General features: G+C 62.8%; 25 protein-coding genes and 1 tRNA gene. 10 read left to right on the forward strand and 16 right to left on the reverse strand.

All coding sequences use genetic code 11. The features are described 5' to 3' along the window. Window positions 1-8: 8 nt before the first annotated feature. Together HQ843_RS18920 and HQ843_RS18925 are read right to left on the reverse strand one after the other, a co-directional pair. A complete protein-coding gene (locus HQ843_RS18920; protein WP_180901711.1) occupies window positions 9-257 on the reverse strand; it encodes a hypothetical protein in 249 nt (82 codons plus the stop codon). Continuing rightward, entirely contained in the window at window positions 254-757 is a 504-nt protein-coding gene (locus HQ843_RS18925; protein ID WP_180897429.1) for a hypothetical protein, read from the reverse strand. Before HQ843_RS18925 ends, HQ843_RS18920 begins: the two co-directional genes overlap by 4 nt. Window positions 758-1,077: 320 nt before the next feature. Between HQ843_RS18925 and HQ843_RS18930 the strand changes: the two genes are divergently transcribed. The 5 genes from HQ843_RS18930 (at window position 1,078) to HQ843_RS18950 (ending at window position 3,137) form a co-directional block, all read left to right on the forward strand. Next, complete coding sequence (locus HQ843_RS18930; protein ID WP_180897430.1) at window positions 1,078-1,263, forward strand: hypothetical protein; 186 nt, start codon at window positions 1,078-1,080, stop codon at window positions 1,261-1,263. 197 nt (window positions 1,264-1,460) lie between these two features. Then, complete coding sequence (locus HQ843_RS18935) at window positions 1,461-2,126, forward strand: hypothetical protein (protein ID WP_180901710.1); 666 nt, start codon at window positions 1,461-1,463, stop codon at window positions 2,124-2,126. Beyond that, complete coding sequence (locus HQ843_RS18940; protein ID WP_180901709.1) at window positions 2,123-2,314, forward strand: hypothetical protein; 192 nt, start codon at window positions 2,123-2,125, stop codon at window positions 2,312-2,314. The genes HQ843_RS18935 and HQ843_RS18940 overlap by 4 nt, the downstream gene beginning before the upstream one ends. After that, on the forward strand, window positions 2,307-2,828 hold the full coding sequence (locus HQ843_RS18945; protein ID WP_180901708.1) for a hypothetical protein: 522 nt from the start codon (window positions 2,307-2,309) through the stop codon (window positions 2,826-2,828). The genes HQ843_RS18940 and HQ843_RS18945 overlap by 8 nt, the downstream gene beginning before the upstream one ends. 63 nt (window positions 2,829-2,891) lie before the next feature. After that, a complete protein-coding gene (locus HQ843_RS18950) occupies window positions 2,892-3,137 on the forward strand; it encodes a hypothetical protein (RefSeq protein WP_180901707.1) in 246 nt (81 codons plus the stop codon). A gap of 707 nt (window positions 3,138-3,844) precedes the next feature. On the opposite strand, the gene HQ843_RS18955 is transcribed toward HQ843_RS18950, so the two are convergent. The 9 genes from HQ843_RS18955 to pcsA form a co-directional block, all read right to left on the reverse strand. Continuing rightward, entirely contained in the window at window positions 3,845-4,084 is a 240-nt protein-coding gene (locus HQ843_RS18955; protein WP_180901706.1) for a hypothetical protein, read from the reverse strand. A 121-nt stretch (window positions 4,085-4,205) separates the two neighbouring features. Continuing rightward, window positions 4,206-4,281 (reverse strand) — tRNA-Lys (locus HQ843_RS18960). 143 nt (window positions 4,282-4,424) lie between these two features. After that, complete coding sequence (locus tag HQ843_RS18965) at window positions 4,425-5,333, reverse strand: PhzF family phenazine biosynthesis protein (RefSeq protein WP_180901705.1); 909 nt, start codon at window positions 5,331-5,333, stop codon at window positions 4,425-4,427. A 15-nt stretch (window positions 5,334-5,348) separates the two neighbouring features. Further along, on the reverse strand, window positions 5,349-6,086 hold the full coding sequence (locus tag HQ843_RS18970; RefSeq protein WP_180901704.1) for an NUDIX hydrolase: 738 nt from the start codon (window positions 6,084-6,086) through the stop codon (window positions 5,349-5,351). Window positions 6,087-6,519: 433 nt separating this feature from the next. Then, window positions 6,520-7,596, reverse strand: coding sequence for a BMP family ABC transporter substrate-binding protein (locus HQ843_RS18975; RefSeq protein WP_180901703.1), 1,077 nt, complete (start codon window positions 7,594-7,596; stop codon window positions 6,520-6,522). Window positions 7,597-7,636: 40 nt separating this feature from the next. Further along, window positions 7,637-8,554: an ABC transporter permease gene (locus tag HQ843_RS18980; protein ID WP_180901702.1), complete on the reverse strand. Its 918-nt coding sequence runs from the start codon at window positions 8,552-8,554 to the stop codon at window positions 7,637-7,639. After that, entirely contained in the window at window positions 8,551-9,663 is a 1,113-nt protein-coding gene (locus HQ843_RS18985; protein ID WP_180901701.1) for an ABC transporter permease, read from the reverse strand. Before HQ843_RS18985 ends, HQ843_RS18980 begins: the two co-directional genes overlap by 4 nt. After that, window positions 9,653-11,215 carry an ABC transporter ATP-binding protein gene (locus HQ843_RS18990; protein ID WP_180901700.1) on the reverse strand — a complete coding sequence of 521 codons (1,563 nt, stop codon included), beginning with the start codon at window positions 11,213-11,215 and terminating at the stop codon, window positions 9,653-9,655. Before HQ843_RS18990 ends, HQ843_RS18985 begins: the two co-directional genes overlap by 11 nt. A gap of 158 nt (window positions 11,216-11,373) precedes the next feature. Next, complete coding sequence (pcsA, locus tag HQ843_RS18995) at window positions 11,374-12,123, reverse strand: phosphatidylcholine synthase (protein WP_180901699.1); 750 nt, start codon at window positions 12,121-12,123, stop codon at window positions 11,374-11,376. Window positions 12,124-12,318: 195 nt separating this feature from the next. On the opposite strand from pcsA, the gene HQ843_RS19000 reads away from it, so the two are divergent. The 3 genes from HQ843_RS19000 (at window position 12,319) to HQ843_RS19010 (ending at window position 14,740) form a co-directional block, all read left to right on the forward strand. Then, complete coding sequence (locus HQ843_RS19000; RefSeq protein WP_180901698.1) at window positions 12,319-13,503, forward strand: UbiH/UbiF family hydroxylase; 1,185 nt, start codon at window positions 12,319-12,321, stop codon at window positions 13,501-13,503. 135 nt (window positions 13,504-13,638) lie between these two features. Further along, window positions 13,639-13,833 carry a hypothetical protein gene (locus tag HQ843_RS19005; RefSeq protein ID WP_210275379.1) on the forward strand — a complete coding sequence of 65 codons (195 nt, stop codon included), beginning with the start codon at window positions 13,639-13,641 and terminating at the stop codon, window positions 13,831-13,833. 157 nt (window positions 13,834-13,990) lie between these two features. Then, complete coding sequence (locus tag HQ843_RS19010) at window positions 13,991-14,740, forward strand: RibD family protein (RefSeq protein ID WP_180901697.1); 750 nt, start codon at window positions 13,991-13,993, stop codon at window positions 14,738-14,740. Here the strand turns inward: HQ843_RS19010 and HQ843_RS19015 are convergent. From HQ843_RS19015 to HQ843_RS19030, 4 genes are read right to left on the reverse strand one after another with little or no spacing between them, the layout of a single operon-like run. Then, a complete protein-coding gene (locus tag HQ843_RS19015; RefSeq protein ID WP_180901696.1) occupies window positions 14,721-15,515 on the reverse strand; it encodes a methyltransferase domain-containing protein in 795 nt (264 codons plus the stop codon). The two genes, HQ843_RS19010 and HQ843_RS19015, sit on opposite strands and share 20 nt — an antisense overlap. Then, entirely contained in the window at window positions 15,512-16,555 is a 1,044-nt protein-coding gene (locus HQ843_RS19020; RefSeq protein WP_180901695.1) for a glycosyltransferase family 4 protein, read from the reverse strand. The genes HQ843_RS19015 and HQ843_RS19020 overlap by 4 nt, the downstream gene beginning before the upstream one ends. Beyond that, window positions 16,552-16,950: a 6-pyruvoyl trahydropterin synthase family protein gene (locus HQ843_RS19025; RefSeq protein ID WP_180901694.1), complete on the reverse strand. Its 399-nt coding sequence runs from the start codon at window positions 16,948-16,950 to the stop codon at window positions 16,552-16,554. The genes HQ843_RS19020 and HQ843_RS19025 overlap by 4 nt, the downstream gene beginning before the upstream one ends. Before the next feature lie 13 nt (window positions 16,951-16,963). Beyond that, window positions 16,964-17,962, reverse strand: a complete 999-nt coding sequence (locus HQ843_RS19030) for a zinc-dependent alcohol dehydrogenase (RefSeq protein WP_180901693.1) — start codon at window positions 17,960-17,962, stop codon at window positions 16,964-16,966. A 214-nt stretch (window positions 17,963-18,176) separates the two neighbouring features. Between HQ843_RS19030 and ribA the strand changes: the two genes are divergently transcribed. Both ribA and HQ843_RS19040 read left to right on the forward strand, forming a co-directional pair. After that, window positions 18,177-19,238, forward strand: a complete 1,062-nt coding sequence (gene ribA, locus HQ843_RS19035; RefSeq protein ID WP_180901692.1) for a GTP cyclohydrolase II RibA — start codon at window positions 18,177-18,179, stop codon at window positions 19,236-19,238. A 13-nt stretch (window positions 19,239-19,251) separates the two neighbouring features. Beyond that, the gene (locus tag HQ843_RS19040) at window positions 19,252-19,998 is read left to right on the forward strand and encodes a CDP-alcohol phosphatidyltransferase family protein (RefSeq protein ID WP_180901691.1); all 747 of its coding nucleotides are present in this window, start codon (window positions 19,252-19,254) and stop codon (window positions 19,996-19,998) included. A 56-nt stretch (window positions 19,999-20,054) separates the two neighbouring features. Here the strand turns inward: HQ843_RS19040 and HQ843_RS19045 are convergent, their stop codons facing one another. Continuing rightward, window positions 20,055-20,981 (reverse strand): lysylphosphatidylglycerol synthase transmembrane domain-containing protein, encoded by a 927-nt coding sequence (locus tag HQ843_RS19045; protein ID WP_246710158.1) that lies wholly within the window; start codon window positions 20,979-20,981, stop codon window positions 20,055-20,057.

A 20,981-nucleotide genomic window follows, 5' to 3' on the forward strand; every position in this document is an offset into this window, starting at 1 on the left:
AAGGATCCTCAGGTCCGCACCGGTTTCACGCCGCCGGTCGCAAACGACTCCAGCCGCCGCCAGTCGGTCGCAGCCTCGATCGCTTCCATGCAGAGGGCGTCCAGCTCTTCCTCGGTAAGCTCGCGCATCGGGATTGCCGGTGATGCATCCTCTTCGGTTGGACGTCTGGTTTCTTCCGGCTGCCATGGCCGGGGCCGGATCTCGCCGGGCATCACCCGGTGCGATGGCGCTTCGGCAAAGGGAAATGCGCCTTTCATCGTCCGTTCCTCCCGCCGGGCACCGAAAGACCGCCGCCGGCAATCGCGCCGATCAGGCAGCGTTTCAGGCGGTCCTCGCTCAATTCCTTGTCGGAGAGTTTCTGCAGGCATTGATGCGCTTCCGCAGGCGTCACATGCCCGTCTGCCAGCGCTTCGAGGATCGTGCTTATCAGTTCGCTTTCACTTGCCTGATCGCCGGCCATGCACTGGATTAGCGACAGCGCCGTCCTGCTGCGCTCATCCGGTTCGCTCAGCCGCCGGCCAGAAGCCGCAGCCATGGCCTCGGTCACCAGCGGCGCGTCGGTATCCTCTTCCAGGATCCGCGCCACCGGGATCGGCATGATGTCGGTATCGTGCTTGCCGTTCCAGCGGCCGACCGAGCTGGTCGAGCGGTTGGTAATCAGCGCAACGCGCTCGATCCCCCCTGCCCTTTTGATCAGGTCGCGCTGGGCGCAGCGGACGGCGAGAATGAACGGATCGATGGAGGGCTCTTCGGCCATGTCTCTCCCTTTCGAAAACAACAAAAGGCCATGCGCGCCGGGGAATACCCGGCGTCGTTTCCCATGGCGGGACGGTGGATCGCGGTTTAGGGTCAGGTCAGTCGGATAAGGCCCCTAGGGCGGGCGAAGCCGGAAGGGGCAGCAGCATGGGCCGGGGGCCGCAGCAGTTGAAAGGGACCAGCGCCGGAGCAGGCACCCACACCCGCTCCGGCGCACCCCGCGCGGACCGGCCAGGAGGAGAAAGCCGGTCACACGCCGCGCGCTGCAACGGACCGGCAAGACAGCCGACCGGAGCGTGCGAAGGGAAAAAGGGAAAGGCCATGCCGCGCGCAGAACATTGCACGGGGGCATGGCGTGACCGGAACAAAGCCGGCAAGGTATCCGCGATGCCGGTCTGGCAACTGCGGATCTGGGGGAGAGAAATTCAGCATACCGGTCACAAACAGATCGAACGCCGAAGAAACAGCTTCAAAGAAATTGTCGAGGCACCAATTTTTCGCGCGTAACCCGTTGCCTGCGACAGGCACAGGTCTGGGCATAGCCTCTTGGCTCGGATTCATCGTGGGCCTTTGTGCCGGCATAGGCATCACCGCCCTTCTCGCCCTCTCCATCCTCGGAAACTGAGCATCTGCAGCCTCAGCGAAGCATGGGCGTCCGCCCGCGTTTCTCGCTTTCCCCTAAATCAACTTCGGGAGCCAGTACGATGAAGCCAGAGGCAGTCGATGGAATGAGCGCAACCAGCCAAGAGGCGGAGCCTCTGTCAGATCCGCTCGCATGCACCTTCAACGCAAAATGGCTGTGGCCGACGAAGGCCGTGATCGACTATGCCCGCTCGCAGGATCCGGCACGCTTTCCCCTCGGTCATATCGGTGTCGAACCGGCGCCGGAAGGCGGCGTATTCATCAGCGTGTTCAGCGGCCACGCCATGGCCATGATCCACGATCCGGACGGAAGTGCATCTGAAGCCGTGACGCTCGACCTTCCCGACGAGGCCTTCGACCTCTGCCGGCAGCGGGATCCGGTCAGGATGTTCTCCTGCGGCTGGGAACATGCCTTCAACCTGCCGGAATGGACACAGGCCGGAGAAGCCCTGTTCCACGAGGCCGGAATGATGATCTTCCCGAAGATGGCGCCGCCCAACTGGCATGCCGATGCCGGAGAGGGGGAGGACTTTCTGCCCGTGCTGTTCCAGCAAACTGCATCCGACTGCAGACGCCTGATGCCTGGCCACGATTACCGCATCAGCCGCGGTATTCCCCACGACTGGAGGCGGTTGATCGCAAACTGGATGGCAGGTTCGTTCGGGGTCGACGAGGTCCGCTTCAACCCGCAGATACGGCCCTGTTCGCCGGCTTCCTCGATGTCATGAGCCCCCAGCAGACACTCACCACAAAGCACTGGCTGCGAAAGACCGGGCCGAATGTGATGACCGTGGCGGGTCATCCGGAGTTCATCGGCTTCTGGATGCCGATGCGGGAGGCAAGACCAGGCGATGAACCGGCAGAGTTCGAGCACATTCCGGCACGGTTTCTGAATGAAGTATCCAGCCATGGCTAATCGTCCGCCTGCACGCGAGCGGCTGGACGGCTATCGGGCGCTCGTTTCCAGAGCTGTCCCGCTGGCTGACATTCTGGCCGATACCGCCGGCATGCATCTTGAGGTCACGGGCCCGGGCGAACCGGAAATCATCTGCTCGCTTCCGGTCACCTGCCCTGCCGACAACCGCGAACTGATCCGAAGGCATATCGAAATCCCCGCCGACCTGATCGGCATGCTGGATGCCGCCGCCAGACGAGATGCCGAGCGGCGCCGCGAGATCGAACGGCTGAGGCAGGCGCTTGAAGCCAAGGGCGGCAAACCAGCAAAGGACTATGCCGCCGAATGCGCCATGAAGTGCGCAGAACCGGCCTTCATGCGGTTTCTGATCGAAAGGCACGACCCTGCCGCATCCGGTGACAGACAAGACGGCCGCGACGCGCGTGCGGTCCGTGCTGGCGATCACAAGCCGCAGCCAATTGAACACAGATCCCGCCGCCGCAGCGCGATGGCGGAAAATGGTGAAGGACTATGAGATGTGGAGGCACCAAAGCTGATGCGAACGGCAAGAAATCCCCCAGACTCTTGGCCACCGCGAATGCTTGCCGACATGGCCGCTGCCTATTGCGGAGAACGCAGCATAGAAGAGTTTTTGAAACGGATCGGCAGCGCCTATCCGGAGCCAAGAGTCGTAAATACTACACGCCGCAAATTCTGGTACCGCGATGATCTAGATCGCGCGATGAGTATCGGCCAGCGCGAACAACCCAAAGGACTAGGAGGAAAATTCCGTGAAAAGATCGGGCAAAAGCGGCATGGTCGCCCTGCCGAAACACGTACATAGGGTAACCAAGTCGCGAAAGGACGGCGGCAAAACAACATACACGTTTTATACGCGCGACCGAAATACAGAGAATGCTTGGCCTTCCATCAGGCTGCCTGACCCTCTCACAAACGAATTTAACTTCCACATCGCGATATGCGATCAGCTTTCCCGTGATGACAGAGGCTTTCTGCTTGGCGGGAAACGCCTGCCACACTGCAAGGAGCAGAATTTTTGGGGCTGAGGCTGAGAAAGCGTTCGATGCTCTCATGCGACAAAATCGTCAGGGTATCCGTGATTTTCGCGCTCTTGTGGAAACATTCGAAAGCGAAGCAAATGCGGTATGGCGTTCGTTGTCCAAATCCACACGCCGCGGCTATTCCGCATATGGCAAACTGATAGTCAAGATATGGGGCAACGACATGCCCGCAGACCTGACCACCGTTGATGCGCAGGAAGCTATCGATTCGATGTCGGAGACACCTGCAGCCGCAAACCAATTCCGCGCCTATCTGTCCCGGTTAATGGCCTGGGGAATCCCGCGTGGATTTTGCACGATCAACCCGGTTAGTCATACCGAGAAAATACCCGGCGGCGAACCTTGGACACCGTGGCCCGACTGGGCGTTTGAAACCCTGTTCATGCATGCGCCTCCGCATCTGCAAATGATCGCAGTTTCCGCCTTTTTCACCGGACAGCGTCAAGGTGATGTGTTGAGAATGAAGCGCTCACTGGATGGCGAAGCGACGATAGAGGTGAAAGCGCAAAAGACAAAGCGAACAGTCTGGATTCCACTCCACAGTGAATATCGCAAACGGATTGAACAAATGCCCGCTGACGCGGTTCAGCTTCACGTCGGCGCAAGGGGCCTTCCCTTCCGATCGGCCGATGGCTTCCGCACCGAGTGGCAGAAACTCATGCGCCGTAAAGAATTCTCCCGTTTCCGAGAAGAGCGGATCGTCTTTCACGGCCTTCACAAAAACGCGGTGATCAATCTATTGGAGGTTGGCTGTACCGAGAATCAGGTAGGGGCGAATGCAATATGTCACCGCAGATGGTTCAGCATTGGTGAATTTCAGAGAGATAAAATGGTGGGTGATGTAGGTCTCGAACCTACGACCCGCTGATTAAGAGTCAGCTGCTCTACCAACTGAGCTAATCACCCACGAGAACGACATCTTATGTCGTTGACGGCGCATATAACGGGGATTCGGGGGCTTGTCCAGCGCCGGAAAGGAAATTTTCGGTTTTTCCCGAACGGCCAAGGACTTATCGCCGAAAACGGCCGTTCGGGCGGCTCCGAACGGTCTAAAGCAACGTCCCGCTGGCGACGCGGACGGCCTGTCCGCCGATGCGCGCCGCGGTGATCTCGCCAGCCGCCCCGGTCTCCAGATTGAGCCTGATATAGGACGGTCGGCCCATCTCGACGCCCTGTTCGATGACGAAGGTGTGGCTGCCCTCGCCCGGGGCATCGAAATACTGGATCGCGCCCGAAAAAGCGGCGGCGGCGGAGCCGGTCGCGGGATCTTCCTCGATCGTTTCGGCGGCGAACATGCGGACATGGAATTGCGCGTCGTGGCGCACCCCGCCCCTGGTATAGGGATAGGCCCACACCGGCAGGCCGTCGACGAGCGGCGCAAATGAAAGCCACAGGCGCGGATCGAACTCGATCTTCTCTGCCACCGCGAGGTTGCGCAGCGGGATCATGGCAAAGGGAACCCCGGCCGACCAGATCGTCGGCACGTGATTTTCGAACCCGATCTCGGCGGGCGAGATGCCGAGCGCATCGGCGAGCTTTTCGCGCGCGATCACTTCATCGGACCGGCGCGAGAGCTTCGGCAGGTCGAACTCCGCGAAACTCGCCATGCCGGGCTTGAGCTTCACCGCGCAGCGCACGGGTCCGATCTTTTCCGCCAGAACCGTGACCATGTCGACTTCGGCATCGTCGCCATGCTGGCGCTCGGCGAGCGCGATCGAAGCCCCCACCGTCGGGTGGCCGGCAAACGGCAATTCTCCGTCGGGCGTGAAAATGCGCACCGCGGCCGAGTGGGAAACATGCTCCGGCGCGCTGAGGAAGATCGTTTCCGACAGGTTGAACTCGATTGCGATCGTCTGCATCTCATCGTCGCGCAGGGCGTCTGCGCCGAACACGACGGCAAGCGGATTGCCCTTGTAGCGCTCCGCCGTGAACACATCGTAAATCACATAGTTCAGCATCGTGTCGTCACCTCCTCAGCCGTCCGCGAAAAATAGATCGAGCACCGGCGGCATCGAATAGGCATAGTCGAATTCGCCCCGGTTTTCGCGCGTGATCGCCAGCACCGCGTCGATCTCCTGCTCGTCGTCATGACGCATGTGTTCCTGCACATTGGCGATAAGATGATCGGCGTCAAGCGCGGCGCGGAAAAAACGATAGAACATGACAGCCTGGCGGAAATGCGCACAGTAGCAGCGCGGCTCGGCTTCAAGCTCGCCGAGCCGGATTCCGGTTTCCTCGTCTGCCTCGCGCGCCATATTGGCATCGATATCGACGCGACCGTCGACGATGTCGGCGATCTCCAGCGAACCCGAGGCGCAATAGACCTTGCCGGCATTGGCCGTGATCCGGCTCATCCGGATCGCGATGATCGCGCCATCGGCCGAGACGATCACCGGCATGGCGAAGGAATGGAATGTCGGCGGACGCGGCGCCTGCCGCCGCCACCAGAGATGATAGGCATAAGGAACGATCTGGCCGGTAGCGATCACGCGGCCTTCTTCAAGGCGCACATCGTTCAGGGTGATCAACCGGCCGTTGAACAGATGCGGATTGGCCGCGATCTCGCGCTCCCAGTTTTCGCGCACCTGCCTGTCGAAACGCGAAATTCCGGCCTTGTCGCCGTCTTCCACCCGGATGTCGACCGCACGAACCGGAAAGGCGCACCCCTCCACCGGCCAGTCCTCAGGGATAAGGGAATTGAAAGTCTGCATCGGGTACCTGAACATCATGCCAGCGGGTTGGGAGGGAGCACCGCGCAAATCAAACGTCTCCACCCGGGCAGGCTAAGGTGCATCCGGGCGATTTGGAAGCGCGGACATCGCGATTTGCGCATGAGAATGCGGCAAGAAGGTTGGAGGCGCAGCGGGCCTTGAGAACGACGACGAAAAGGCCCAGACAGATGACAAACTTCTTGCGCAATCGCGGCGATGCCTCCCTCTCGGCCGTCACCCCGGCCTTGAGCCGGGGTCCAGCAAGTGCCGAGTCTTTGCGCGCAAAGGCCCTTTTCTGAAATTCACCGCAAGCGGCCCTGGATGCCGGGTCAAGCCCGGCATGACGGATGAGCTTGGGAAGGGCCTTGTCAACAAACCGGGCCCGGCGACGAAACGCCAGGCCCTGTGACCAACCGCTTCAGCGGTCGCACCATTATTCCGACTTGGGCAGCGAGCCTTCGACGCCCTCGACCAGAACGTTGAGGCCAAGCAAAGTGCCGTCATCGGCCTCTTCGCCTTCGGCGAGCCACGGCGTCCCGTCCTGCAGGGTGACGGGGCCGGTGAAGGGTTTCAGCTCGCCGGATATGATTTTGGCTTCAGTCTCTTCGGCGAGTTTCTTAACGTCGTCCGGCATGTTGGTATAGGGCGCCATCGTCAGGATGCCGTCGGCCAGACCGTCCCAGCTCTGCACCGGCTCCCAGGTTCCGTCCTCGACCGCCTTGACGCGCTTGATGTAATAAGGCGCCCAGGTGTCGATGATGGCGGTAAGCTGGGTTTCCGGGCCGGCCTCGATCATGTCGGAGGCCTGGCCAAATGCCTTGATGCCGCGCTCGGCCGCGATCTGCATCGGCGCTGTCGTGTCGGTATGCTGGGCCAGAACGTCGACGCCCTGGTCGATCAGCGCCTTGGCGGCGTCTGCCTCGCGGCCCGGATCGAACCAGGTATTGGCCCAGACGATCTTGGTCTTGAACTCGGGGTTGACCGATTGCGCGCCGAGCGTGAAGGCATCAATGCCCATGACGACTTCCGGGATCGGGAACGAGCCGATATAGCCGCCAATGCCGGATTCGGATATCGAACCGGCGATCACGCCCGAAATATAACGGCCTTCATAGAAGCGCGAATTATAGGTGGCAACGTTGTCGGCGGTCTTGAAGCCGGTGGCATGCTCGAACTTCACATCCGGATATTTCGCGGCAACCTTCAGCGTCGGCTCCATGAAGCCGAAGGAGGTGGTGAACACGATGGTGCAGCCCGACCGCGCCATGCGCTCGATGGCGCGTTCGGCATCCGGGCCTTCCGGCACGTTTTCGATATAGGCGGTCTCGACGTCGAGGGTCTTTTCGAGTTCCTGACGCGCCAAGTCATGGGCCTGGGTCCAGCCGCCATCGGTCGCGGAGCCGACATAGACGAAGCAGGCCTTGACGTCTTCCTGGGCGCTGGCGCCGGTTGCCGAAAGGCCGGCGATCATCGCCGCCGAGGCGGCCAGTGCGAGTTTCAACGTTTTCATCGTTCACCTCTTTTGGTTTGAAGGGTTCAGTCTAATCCGCCTAGCGATCCGGGACAAAGGGTTTCCCAAGCGCGGCAGGGGTATTGATAAGCGTCATCCTCCGGTTCCGGGAAATGATGACGAGGACCAGCACGGTGACCACATAGGGCAGCGCCGACAGGAATTGCGACGGGACGGCGATGCCGAAAGCCTGGGCATGCAACTGGCCGATCGTGACCGCGCCGAACAGGTAGCCGCCGACCAGTACGCCCCACGGCCGCCACGAGGCGAACACGACAAGCGCGAGCGCGATCCAGCCGCGTCCGGCCGCCATGTTTTCCGACCATTGCGGGGTATAGACCAGCGAAAGCTGCGCGCCGGCAAGCCCGGCGCAGGCGCCGCCGAACATGACCGCGAGATAGCGGATGCCGATGACATTGATGCCGAGCGCATGGGCGGAGGCATGGTTGTCGCCGACCGAGCGCAACACCAGTCCCCGCCGGGTTTTGAACAGGAACCACGCGGTTCCGGCAACGATCGCGATCGAGAGATAAAAGAAAATATCCTGATCGAAAAGCAGCGGTCCGATGACGGGAATGTCGGACAGAACCGGAATATCGAGCGAAGGCATCTTGACGCCGGGCTTGCCGACCAGACCCTCGCCGATCATCGCTGAAAGCCCCTGCCCCAGGATCGTCAGCGCGAGGCCTGTCGCCACCTGATTGGCCACCAGCGTCAGCGTCAGGAAGCCGAAGAGCAGCGAGAACACCGCGCCGGTGACCAGCCCCGCCACCATGCCGATATAGGGCGAGCCGGTGACATGCGCCGCGGTGAAGGCGCCGACCGCGCCCATCACCATCATGCCCTCGACGCCGAGATTGAGCACGCCGGATCGCTCGCAGACGAGTTCGCCGATCGCCGCCAGGACCAGCGGCGTCGATGCGGTGATGATGGTGAGCAGAATGGCCTCGACAATCATGACGCTTTCTCCTCAACAGGCTGCCCGGGCGGCGCTTCAGCCGGTTTTCCGGTGAAAATCACCCGCACCTTGTAAAGGATCAACGTGTCGCAGGAGAGCACGAAGAACAGCAGCATGCCCTGAAACACGCGCGTGACCTTGTCGGAGACGCCGAGCGTGAACTGCACGCCCTCGCCGCCGATATAGGTCAGCGCCAGGACGAGGCCCGAAACGATGGCGCCCAGCGGATTGAGCCTGCCCAGAAAGGCGACAATGATCGCGGTGAACCCGTAGCCCGGCGATATCTGCGGCTGCAGATAGCCGAGCGCGCCGGAAACCTCGCTGATGCCCGCAAGGCCTGCAAGCCCGCCAGACAGCAGGAAACAGAACCACACCATGCGCCGGGAGGAAAAGCCCGCAAACCGGCCTGCCCGCTGCGATTGACCGATCACGTTGACCTCGAAACCCTTGAGCGTGAAACGCATCATGAACCACACTGCAAGCGCTGCCAGAATGGCCAGCGCAAAGCCGTAATGGGCGCGGCCGGAAGACACCATTTCCGGCAGCATCGCCGCGTCGACAAAGTCGCGGGTCTGCGGAAAGTTGTAGCCTTCGGGATTGCGCCACGATCCGCGCACCAGCCAGTCCAGGAAAAGCTGGGCGACATAGACCAGCATCAGCGAGGTCAGGATTTCATTGGTGTTGAAATAGGTCTTCAAAAGGGCTGGAATACCGGCATAGAGCGCGCCGCCGACAATGCCCATCAGCAGCATGACCGGCAACAGCAGCGGCGATGACCACTGATAGAAATAGACCGGCACGATCGAGCCGACGATCGCGCCCATTGTGAACTGGCCCTCGGCGCCGATATTCCAGATGTTGGAGCGGTAGCAGACCGACAGGCCGACCGCGATCATGATCAGGGGCGCCGCCTTGATCATCAGCTCATGCAGCGACCAGACATCGAACAGCGGCCAGATGAAGAACTGGTAGAGCGCCTCCAGCGGGTCCTTGCCGAGCGCCAGAAACAGGATCGCGCCGAAGACCACGGTAAGCGCGAAGGCGATGACCGGCGAGAGCAGCGAAAACAGCCGCGACATGCCCGGTCGCTTTTCAAGCTCAATGCGCATCTGCGGTCTCCTCGCCGTGAACCCCGCCCATGAGCAGGCCGATCCGCTCCAGCGTCATGGTTTCGGACGGATAGCTGTCGGAAAGCCTGCCCTCGGAAATCACGGCGATCCGGGTTGCGATCTCGAAGATCTCGTCGAGATCCTGCGAGATCACCAGAACCGCCGAGCCCGCGCGGGCGAGATCGACCAGGGCCTGGCGGATATGGGCGGCGGCACCCGCATCCACGCCCCAGGTCGGCTGGTTCACGATGATGACCTTGGGCTTGCGGTCCAGCTCGCGGCCGACAATGAATTTCTGCAGATTGCCGCCCGAAAGCGAGCCGGCTACCGGGTCCTCGCCGCTCTTGCGGACATCCATGAACTTTGAAATGTCGCCGGTGCGGGCGCGCGCCACGGCGCGGCGGATCATTTTCAGCGGACCGCCCGCCAGAAACGTGCCGGCCTCCGCCTCATTGCGGGCGAGCACGAGGTTTTCGGAAAGCGGCATGCTGGTGACGGCGGCATGGCCGTGGCGCTCCTCCGGCACGAAGGCGGCGCCCAGCGCCCGGCGGAAATTGATGCCCTTCGAGCCGACCGGCTTGCCGTCGATCAGAACGCTCTGGCCGTCGGTCACCGGGTATTCGCCCGACAGCGCATCGAACAATTCGGACTGGCCGTTGCCGGCAACGCCCGCGATCGCCAGCACCTCGCCGGCCTTGACCGCGAGATAGATATCCTTCAGCGCGGTGGCGAATGGCGTGCGGGACGGCGCGTTCAGCCCCTTGGCTTCAAGCAGCACCCTGCCCGTGGTCATCGCCTCGGGCCGTTTTATTTCGGAAACATCGCCGCCAACCATCATGCGCGCCAGCGATGCCGCGGTTTCCTCGCTCGGCTTGCAAGCGCCGGTAACCTTGCCGTGGCGCAGCACGGTGGCCTTGTCGCAGATCCTCTGCACCTCTTCCAGCCGGTGGGAGATGTAGAGCACCGAGCGGCCTTCGGCTCTGAGCTTGTTCAGCGTCTCGAACAGCCGGTCGGCCTCCTGCGGCGTCAGCACCGAGGTCGGCTCGTCCAGAATGATAAGGCTGGGGTTCTGCAGCAGCGCCCGCACGATCTCGATGCGCTGGCGCTCGCCGACGGACAGATCGGCGACATGGGCGCGCGGATCGAGCGGCAGGCCGTATTCCACCGAAAGCCGGCGCGATTCCTCGGAAATCTGCGCAAGCGAAATGCCGGGATCGAGCGACAGCGCGATGTTTTCCGCCACCGTCAGCGCCTCGAACAGCGAGAAATGCTGGAAAACCATGCCGATGCCGAGCTTGCGGGCATGCGCCGGCGCTTCGATGCGCACCGGCTCGCCCTGCCAGACGATCTGGCCCGCCGATGGTTCCAGCACGCCGAACAGCATTTTCACCAGTGTGGATTTGCCCGCGCCGTTTTCACCCAGCAGCGCATGGATTTCACCCTTGGCGATTTCGAGGTCGATGCCGTTGCAAGCGGCGAACGTGCCGAAATACTTCGTCAGACCGGAAACCGCCAGCAGCGGGTGACCCGCCGGTTGCTCTATTTCGTCCAAACCGCCCTCCGGCCGCCGGCACTGCACCCGGACGCCTGCGCGCCCTGCCCGCCATGGATTGACTAAAAATTGGGACTTCCCCTGTCCTGCGTACAAATGAAGCACAAACCCTTGTGGATGCGCAACGGTTTTGCCGGTTCTACAAACAGATTATTCGATCAGAATTCGGCGCGCGTTTCCGCGGCTCTCGCGCCCAGCTTGGGAAGGAACTGCAACACCGCGCCGATGACATAGAGATAGATGCCGCTGGCAAGGAACAGTCCTTCGATCACTTTCGGCGCATCGAAGGAGGCGATCAGCGCGTAAAACCCGGTCGCGCACCAGATCCCGAAGACCGTCAGGTTGAGCGGCCTGAGGCGCTTGACGCGGACGGGATGCAGGAACTGGATCGGCGCGAAGGTAAGCCCAACCGAGACAAGAACGATCGCCATCGCCACCAGCGAGGAGGGCTGGATCACGAAAAAGGAGAACACCACCATGTTCCAGACCACCGGAAAGCCCGAAAAGAAGTTCTCGGCGGTCTTCATGCCGCTGTCGGCATAATAGATCGCGCTGGAGACCACGATCAGCGCGGCGGCGACGAAGGACAGCGGCTCGCCGATCATGTGCGACTGGTAAAGCGCGAACGCCGGAAGCAGGACGTAGGTGACATAGTCGATGATGTTGTCGAGCATCACGCCGGACCAGCTCGGCAGCACCTCACTGACCCTCAGACGCCGCGCGATCGGTCCGTCGATGCCGTCGACCAGCAGCGCCAGACCGAGCCACCAGAACATCGAGACGAATCGTCCCTCGGCGGCGGCCACGACACCGAGAAACGCCAGGAACGAGCCGGACGCAGTCAGTATGTGGACGGAGAACGCCCGGATTTCCGCATATGGCACTTTTCGCTGACTGAACAATCCCATTCGCTATCCGTTCGCTGCATCATGCGTTGCCGGTCATTTGCTGCCGGACGATTCCGGCATGCCTACCGAATTTCGCCCCAGAATGCACCAGATGGATGCGATCCGCGAAAAAAATCTTGGCTTTCCAGAATTTTTCGCGGCAGAAACGGGCTTGCCGCATTATATCGGTATCGGAACAAATGACGAGGCGCGACTATGGCGGAGCACGAAATTTCGGTGATCGGCGGCGGACCTGCCGGCATGATCACGGCGCTGGCACTGGCGCGGGCCGGCCGCAGGGTGGCGTTGGTGGCGCCGGTCCAGAGCGGCGGCGACCACCGCACCACCGCGCTCATGGACCACTCCATCTCCTTTATCGGCCGACTTGGCCTCTGGCAGGACATCAAGGCGGAAGCGGCCCCGTTGAAAACTATGCGGATCATCGATGGCACCGGCCGCCTGCTGCGCGCGCCAACCGTAAGCTTCCGCTCCGCCGAGATCGATCTCGAAGCCTTCGGCTACAATATCCCCAACAGCGTGCTGGTGGCCAAGCTTTCTGAAGCCGTTGAAAGCGAAGCCAACATCACCCGGTTCCGGGAGACCGCGAGCGATATCGACATCGGCAAGGACGCGGTCACGATCACGCTCGCCTCGGGCGAAAGCTTTGAATCCGAGCTTGTCGTCGGCGCCGATGGCCGCAAATCCAAGGTGCGCGAGAGCGCCGGCATCGGCACCCGCCAGTGGACCTACAAACAATCCGCCGTCGTCCTGAATTTCGAACACAGCCTGCCGCATGGCGATATCTCGACCGAATTCCACACCCGTGGCGGTCCCTTTACGCAAGTGCCGCTGCCCGATGCCAATCACTCCAGCCTCGTCTGGGTCATGACTTCTGGCGAGGCGGAAGCCATGGTCGCAAAAACGCCGGAGGAAATCGCCGCGGCGATCGAGGAGCGGATGCAATCTTTGCTGGGCGCGGTGAAAATCGACGGCCCCGTGCAGAAATGGCCATTGTCCTCGCTCGTCGCCAATCGTTTCGGCAAGGGCCGGATGGCGCTGGTCGGCGAGGCCGCGCATGCCTTTCCGCCGATCGGCGCGCAGGGTCTGAACCTCAGCCTACGCGATATCATGCGGCTTGCCCGCATGCTGGACGGTATCGACGGCTCCGATATCTCATCGCGCACCGGCGAGCGCTACGATTTCCTGCGCAAATCCGACGTCTGGAGCCGCACGGCAAGCGTGGACCTCCTGAACCGATCGCTGCTGGCCGATTTCCTGCCGGCGCAGCTTGCGCGCTCGGCCGGGCTCTACGTGCTCTCCGCCGTGCCGCCGCTGCGCCAGTTGGCCATGCGCGAAGGCGTGCAGCCGATGCGCGGCATCAGGGCGCTGTTTGCGAACTGACATTGGCGGATCGTTCGAGCCCCACGATGCTGCCGCTGGTCGATGAACACGGCAATGATCAGAACGCTGCCGATGGCCATCTGCCGGTAGTCGCTCTGGACGGCCAGAAGGTTGAGGCCGTTCTTCAGGACCCCCATGATCAGCGCGGCGGTTCGCTCCGGCGAGAACAACCGGCGGGTGCCGGGAAAAGGCCGCCTTCCCTGGCACGAGATCGGAGCCGCCCTCAGCGAGATCGACTACAAGGGCGCGGTGGTGATGGATCGGAACGCCCGCGAGGCTCTGGCCTTTTCGCGTTATGTGCTGGGCGGCGGCAAACGCTGGGAGGCATAGGGAGGTAATTTCACTTTTGACCCCTTACAAATCGCTGCGGTGTTGATGCATCATGCGACCATGCGGGATGTCGCCCTTTCAGGGGTTATCCCGGCCTGAAGCGACATTGCGCCCCGAAGGGCCTGGCGGAATTACCGTGACAGTACACGCGATCAGCATGAGCGATGAGTTATGGAGGCAACTCCTTGGCCTGCGGCGGGGCATTGCCGATGCCGCGCCGCCGCAAGGCGCCGCCGGTGAGCTTTACGGACCGATTGCCGGCGCTGCCGGCCAGTTCGTCCTGGCTCAGGTCGGCCAATCGCTCGACGGAAGGGTGGCGACGCCATCGGGCGACGCGCGCGATATTTCCGGGGCGGACGGATTGGCGCATCTGCATCGATGTCGCGCCCTGGTCGACGCCGTCATTGTTGGCGAAAACACGGTAAGCTGCGATAACCCGCGCCTTTCCGTGCGCCTCGTCGACGGGCCCGACCCGGTGCGCGTGGTCATCGATTGCCATGCGCGGCTTTCCGGTTCCGAAAGCCTGTTCCATGACGGCGGCGCTCAGGTGATCGTTTTCCAGAGCGCCGAGGCCCGCCGGAACCTGCTGCCGAATGCTGAAGTCATTCGCCTTGCCCCAACCGGAAACGGCCTCGGGCCGGGCGAGATGCTGGCGGCGCTTTCGGGGCTCGGACTTTGCCGCGTTCTTGTCGAGGGCGGCGCGCGAACGATTGCCCGCTTCATCGATGCCGGAGCGATCGACCGGCTTCATGTCGCCGTTTCACCGATCATCATCGGCTCGGGCCCCAGCGGCATCAGCCTGCCCCCGGTCGAGCGCCTCTCCGGCGCGCTCCGGCCGGACGCGCGGATCTACAGCCTCGGCAGCGATATCCTGTTCGATTGCCTTCTCAGGCCGGCAGGGCGATGATGTCGGTGTGACCGACCTCGCAGAGGCTTTCCGGCGCGGCTATGGCGGACAGGCGGAAGGAAAGCCAGGCCTCGATCTCGGCCATTGAATGCTTCGACATTTCCCGCAAAGGCTGGCGGAAGCCCGACAGGAAAGCCTGTTGCAGGGCTGCGGCGTTGCCGTCCATCCGCCAGGGGCTCGGCATCCTGCGGACCCGATACCCTGCCGTTTCCAGAAGCCTTTCGAGACAGTCACCGGCCCCGGGGCCGAGCGCGCTCCCGAAGCCCTTGTCGGTCTGCTGGTGGCGGTTGAAGGCATCGACCATGTCGTCATCGAGCGGGTGGCGGTGCGACCAGCGTATGACGCCGTCATAATTCAGGGCGGCATAAAAGCCGCAGCCCTGCGAGGCTATTCTGTCGCAGAACGCCGCACAGAAATCTTCCGAAACGAGATCGAAAAGCGCAGAGGCCGTCACCACGGAAACGCCCTCCAGCGGCAGATCCTCAAGATCGTTGAGGTTGAACTGGCGGAAAGCCACGCCGCGATCGCCGCCGATGCTGCGCTCCGCTTCTTCGAGCAGTAGCGGATCGTGGTCGAGAAGCAGCCAGTTCGTGTCCTCGGGGACGTGACGTTCGAGAGCACGCCACGTCGAGCCCGTGCCGCAACCGATGTCGAGAATGGTCGGAGCGCCAGGGGTTTGCAGATAGCGCGTAAGCAACTCGACCAGCGCCGGCGCGCGGGCGGCCTTGTCCGCCGGTTCGCGCAGCGACAGCCAGTCGGTGTCGAAGCCGCTCATGACAGGGCTTCCAGAGAGCACGAGATGGTGCGCGCGGTGACGTCCCAGCCCGGCAGTTTTTCACCCGCGCGTCTGGCCGCGGCCGCCATGTTCATGTGAAGCGCCTTGTCGGATATCAACCTTGCGAGCGCGTCTGCAAAGGCCGCGCTGTCATCGACGGGGACGAGAATGCCGGCCTCCGTCGGCACCACGTCGGCAATGGCGCCCGCATGGCAGGCAATCACGGGCACACCCTGCGAAAGCGCTTCGGCGAACACCATGCCATAGCCTTCGTAACGGCTGGCAAGCGCGAAGATGTCGGCTTTCGCAAGCAGCGCGCTTGTATCGTCACAGTCGCCTGCGAGCAGAATTCTGCCGCCGAGACCGAGCGTCGCGATCTGCCGTTCGAGCGCTTCCGCGGTTTGCGGGTGCATCTCACGGCTGCCGACAATGGTGGCCTTCCAGGCGAGGCGTTCGATCCGCTTCAGGGCGTCGACCAGCACATGATGCGCCTTGCGCGGGATCAGCGAACCGATGGAAACGATATGCGGCGGATCGCCATCGCAGGCCGAAACGGGCGCAGGCTCCGTGCCGGGCAGCGCCACGGTGATCTTCCCATCCGGTACGACGAACCGGCTGACAAGCTCCCTTCCCGTCTCCGCTGACGTCACCACGATATGGCGGGCGAAGGAAAGCGCCTTGCGCTCGCTTTCGTGAAAAGCGGCCTGCTGGCTGGCATCGAGCCCGGTTTCAAGCGCCAGCGGATGGTGGACGAGCGCGACAAGGGTCAGCCGCGCGGCCTCGCGGGCGGCCCAGTCGTCCAGGACGCCGAAGGCAAGCCCGTCGATCATCGCCAGCGCTCCGTCCGGCAGCGCCGAGAGCAGGCGCGCCGCCCGCTGCTTCACCGCCGGTTCCGGCTCGGGAAAACCGTCGCCGAGCGCCACCAGTTCCACGTCCCATCCAAGCGCTTCCAGCCCGGCAATCACCTTCCGGTCATAGCCGTAGCCGCCGGTTCTAAGAGCAAGGTCGCCGGGATAGGCAAAGAACAGCCTGCCAGTCAAAGCGCGCCCTCATACCAGCCGCGGGCCGCATGGGATTCATGAAGGGTCACGCGGATCCTGACAATCCGCTGGCTGCCCGGCCCGAGCTTTTTCTCCCCGACGGCGTCAGCGAGCCGGTCGAAGATATATTTCGCGATCACCTCGGTCGTCGTGATCCTGCCGCTGAAGGCTGCGACCTCGTCCAGGTTCTGGTAGTTGAGCGGCTTCAGCACCGCGCCGAGGGTTTCGGTCGCAGCGCCGATATCGACGGCGAGGCCATCATCGTCGACATCGTCGGTGAAGAAGGCGGCATCGATCACGAAGGTGGCGCCGTGCATGCCCTGCGCAGGGCCGAAAACGGGTCGGGGAAGGCTGTGGGCGATCATGATGTGATCGCGGACTTCAACGGCAAACATGGCTTTTCTCTCTTTAATACCGGATACGATGGCAGAGCGTCGCTGGATCATCAAGGATTGCGGGATAGGCGGCGGCGAGCTCCTCAAACGCGGTCTCGCCGGATATCAGCGCCTCGAGTCGGTCGTCACCAAGCAGCTCCAGCGCTTTGGCAAGGCGGCGCGCGAACGTCCAGCGCGCACGCCGTGCCGGCGGCAGCGCGCCGACCTGGGAACTGACGAGCGAAAGCCTCTGCGAATGGAACGGCCCGCCGAGCGGCAGGGTCAGCGGCTTGTCGCCGTACCAGCTCGCCTCGACAATGCGGGCCTCGAACCCGGCATGGTCCAGCGCCTCCGTCAGAGCTTCGCCGGATGCTGACGCGTTGATCAGCAAATCGAAATCGCCGTCGAGCGCGCCGCTTTCGGCAAAGCCGATGCCGAGTTTTCCGGCAAGCGCCCGTCTTGCCGGATTGCGGTCGACCAGAACGACATCCGTGCCGATGATCGCCGTGGCGATGAAAGCGGTGAGCGCGCCGACAACGCCGGCGCCGAAAACCGCCACCCGGTCGCCGGGCATGATCTGCGCATCCCAGACAATGTTGAGCGCCGTCTCCATATTGGCGGCCAGGATGGCGCGCTCCGGCGGCACATTTTCCGGCAGCGGCGTGACCATGTCTTCGGCCACGATGGTCGCGTCTTGATGCGGATGCAGACAGAACACGGTTCGGCCGGCCAGATGTTCGGGTCCGTTCTCCACGCGGCCCACCAGCGCATAGCCGTATTTCACCGGAAAAGGGAAATCGCCCGCCATGTGGGGACCGCGCATGCGCTCCCGCTCGCCTTCCGGCACCAGCCCGTTGAAAACCAGCGACTCGGTGCCCCGACTGATGCCGCTGAAAAGCGTTCGAACGAGCACCGAGCCCGGTTCGACCGGGCCGAGCTTTTCGTCGTGCAGAGCGCATGTCCGCGCCGCCGGAAACCAGAGCGCCCGCGCCGTGCCGGACGCTCTCTCGCTGCCGCCAAAAGATCCGTTCAATTTCGATACTCCCCTCGGCGAACACTTTTTTGTTAAGGCCCGGTTGCTGCTTGCAACTGGAACTGATCCGCTTACGCTCTAATTACGTATTCGGTTACAAGGACTTCGGCGAGTTGTATAGTTTTCAGCCGGTGGTCTCATCATACGCGTGCAACATATCAGATCAACGCAGGAACAGATGGATAGGTTCAGTTTTCGAGTTTGCACACCGGCAATGGAAGTCGAACGGGCCGTCGCCGAATTGCGCTTCGGGCGACCGGTCATCCTGCGGCATGACGCACAAAAGCTCGCCGTTCTGGCGCTCGATTGTGCCTCTCCTGCCACATATGATGCGTTCGCGGTGGCGTGTGATGATCGCCATGCGCTTTTCCTGACCGCGCGCCGGGCGCATTGTATGGGCATATCGTCCGGCATCGGTATCGCGGCGCCCGCCGCCGGCCTGTCGTTCGATGCCGCGTCCCGGCTTTCCTACGCGCTGGATGCTCGGGCGCCGGCGCAATGGCGCGAGGCCGATCCGGCGATGGAAGCGGCCGCGGAATTGGCGCGCATGTCACTGCTGCTGCCTGCCATGGTCTGCGCCGAAATCGACGGCATCGAGGAACGCTTCGCCGCCTGTCAAAGGCTTGATTGCGGCCATCTTGCAGGAAGCGCAAGCGCGCGGCAGGAATTCGCGGAAGTCGTGCGTACACGGGTCCCCCTGAAAGAACTCGGCGACGCGCAATTCGCGGTGTTTCGCGGCGGGCTTGCGCAAAAGGACCAGATCGCGATCATCGTCGGCGAGCCGGATCTCAGCCGGCCGGTTTCCGTCCGCATCCATTCCTCCTGCCTGACCGGCGACCTTTGCGGCTCGCTGAAATGCGATTGCGGGGATCAGCTTCGCAATGGCCTTGCCAATCTCAGGGCGGCTGGAGGCGGCGTGCTGATCTATCTCGATCAGGAGGGACGCGGCACCGGCATCGGTTCGAAGATGCGAGCCTATGGCTATCAGCATCAGGGCCTCGATACCATCGACGCCGATGCCGAACTGGGGCTTGAGCCCGACCATCGCCGCTATGAGGCGGCGGTCGCGATATTGCGCCTGCTCGGCATCTCAAGCGTCGTTCTGCACACCAACAACCCGACAAAGATCGCCGCGATCAACGCCGCGGGCATTACGGTGGCGGGGCGCGTGCCGACGCACGGCAAGATCACGGAGGAGAACCTGAACTATCTCCGCACGAAAGCACTGAGGGCCGATCACATAATCGATCCGGAAACCCTGGTGACAGCGAAATAGACCAGAGGCCCCCATGGATCACAAGCCAAGCCCAGCATTGCCGCCAAGCCTCAAGACCAGCGCGCTTGTCATTCTGGGCGTCGTTTTTGCCGCCGCGCTCGTTTTCTATCAGCTTGTCGGCCCGCATCTGACGCTCGGGCGATGGGCGGTGGCGTTCGCCGGCTTCCTGCTGCTCATGATTTTTACGGTCGTCGTGCGCGCCCTGCCCCATCATCCTCACAACTCGTTCGGCGCGGCCAACGCCATCACCGCGATCCGAACGGCGATCGTCAGTCTCGTCACCGCGGCGGTATTCTTTGCCGCCGACATGGCCAGCGGACAATCGGCGGTCTGGATCCTGATCGCGCTGGTGCTGACCGCGCTCGCGCTCGACGGTTTCGATGGCTATCTCGCCCGCAACCTCGGTCGGGAATCGGCGCTTGGCGCGCGGTTCGACATGGAAATCGATGCGCTTCTCATTCTGGTTCTGTCGGAGGCGGCGCTGATGCTGGGCAAGGCCGGATGGTGGGTTCTGGCGATCGGATTGATGCGCTATATCTTCGTCGGCGCGCAATTTTTCGTGCCCGCGCTTTGCCTGCCCCTGCCGCCGTCATTTCGCAGGAAGCTGATCTGCGTGGTTCAGGTCGCAACGCTCTGCGTCATTCTCGTGCCGGCCGTCATCCCCCCGGTCTCGACCGTCGCGGCGCTGATCGCGCTGGGCCTGCTGAGCTATTCGTTTGCGGTCGACATCATCTTTCTGCTGCGCAAGGGGCGGCAATGACGCCGAAACGCGCAAGGCCCTCGCCCTTTCCGGTTCGGCCTCCGGGCATTGCGGTTTCAGGATTTCGCGATCCGGCCTCTGACGAGCGATATGGCGACCGAAACGCCCCCGGGTACGGCGGCTCCCGCCAGCGACAGCAAACCGTAAAGCAGGCTTGCCGCCACGCCCTCGGCGCTGGTGTAGCCGAAGAGCGGCCACAGCGCGGCGGCGGCGGCCTCCCGCGTGCCCCAGCCGCCGATACCGGCGGGTATCAGCATCGTCATCAGACAGAGCGGAATGGCGGTGAAGGCGGCGATCGCCGGCAAGGGCGCGCCGACCGCGCTGGAAGCGATCAGAAAGACCGCGATATAGCCGGATACGATGAACACGCTGAGGCCGCCCTGCACCAGCCATGCCCGGTCTCTCCAGAATACGGCGGCGATATCCGGGCCAAGCCCCCGCAGGCGCTGCGGCAGCCACGCGGTCCGGATCGCTATGGCGCCGGCAATGCAGACCAGCAGCACGGCGCTTGCCCCCCAGATCAGAACATCCGCCTGACCGGGCAGCCGTTCGCTCAGAAAGACCGGCCAGGCCAGGAGGCCGATAAAGCACAATCCGAAAAAGGCGAGTTGACCCGACAATCGTTCCAGAAACACCGCCGCTGCCGGACGTTTCCAGCCGCCCGTTCCTTCCATTCGGCTGCGATAGGCGCGCAGGGCATCTCCCGCCATGCCGCCCGGCAGGACCAGATTGAGCGCGCTGCCGATGTAATATTCCCGAATGGCAAGACCGAGACCGATACCCTGTCCAAGCCGCTTGGCGGTGAAACGCCAGCGCCAGGCGGACGCAATGATCTGCACCTGCACAAGCGCAAGCCCCATGACCACGAGCACCGGCGGCACATCGCTGAAGGTCGCGGCCAGACGCTCCGGGCCGGTGACGACGATCAGTCCCGCAAGCAGCGCGAGACATGCGGCAATCGGAATGACGGCAAATTTATGCAC

This window comes from Martelella sp. NC20 (genome assembly GCF_013459645.1).
Lineage (GTDB): Bacteria > Pseudomonadota > Alphaproteobacteria > Rhizobiales > Rhizobiaceae > Martelella.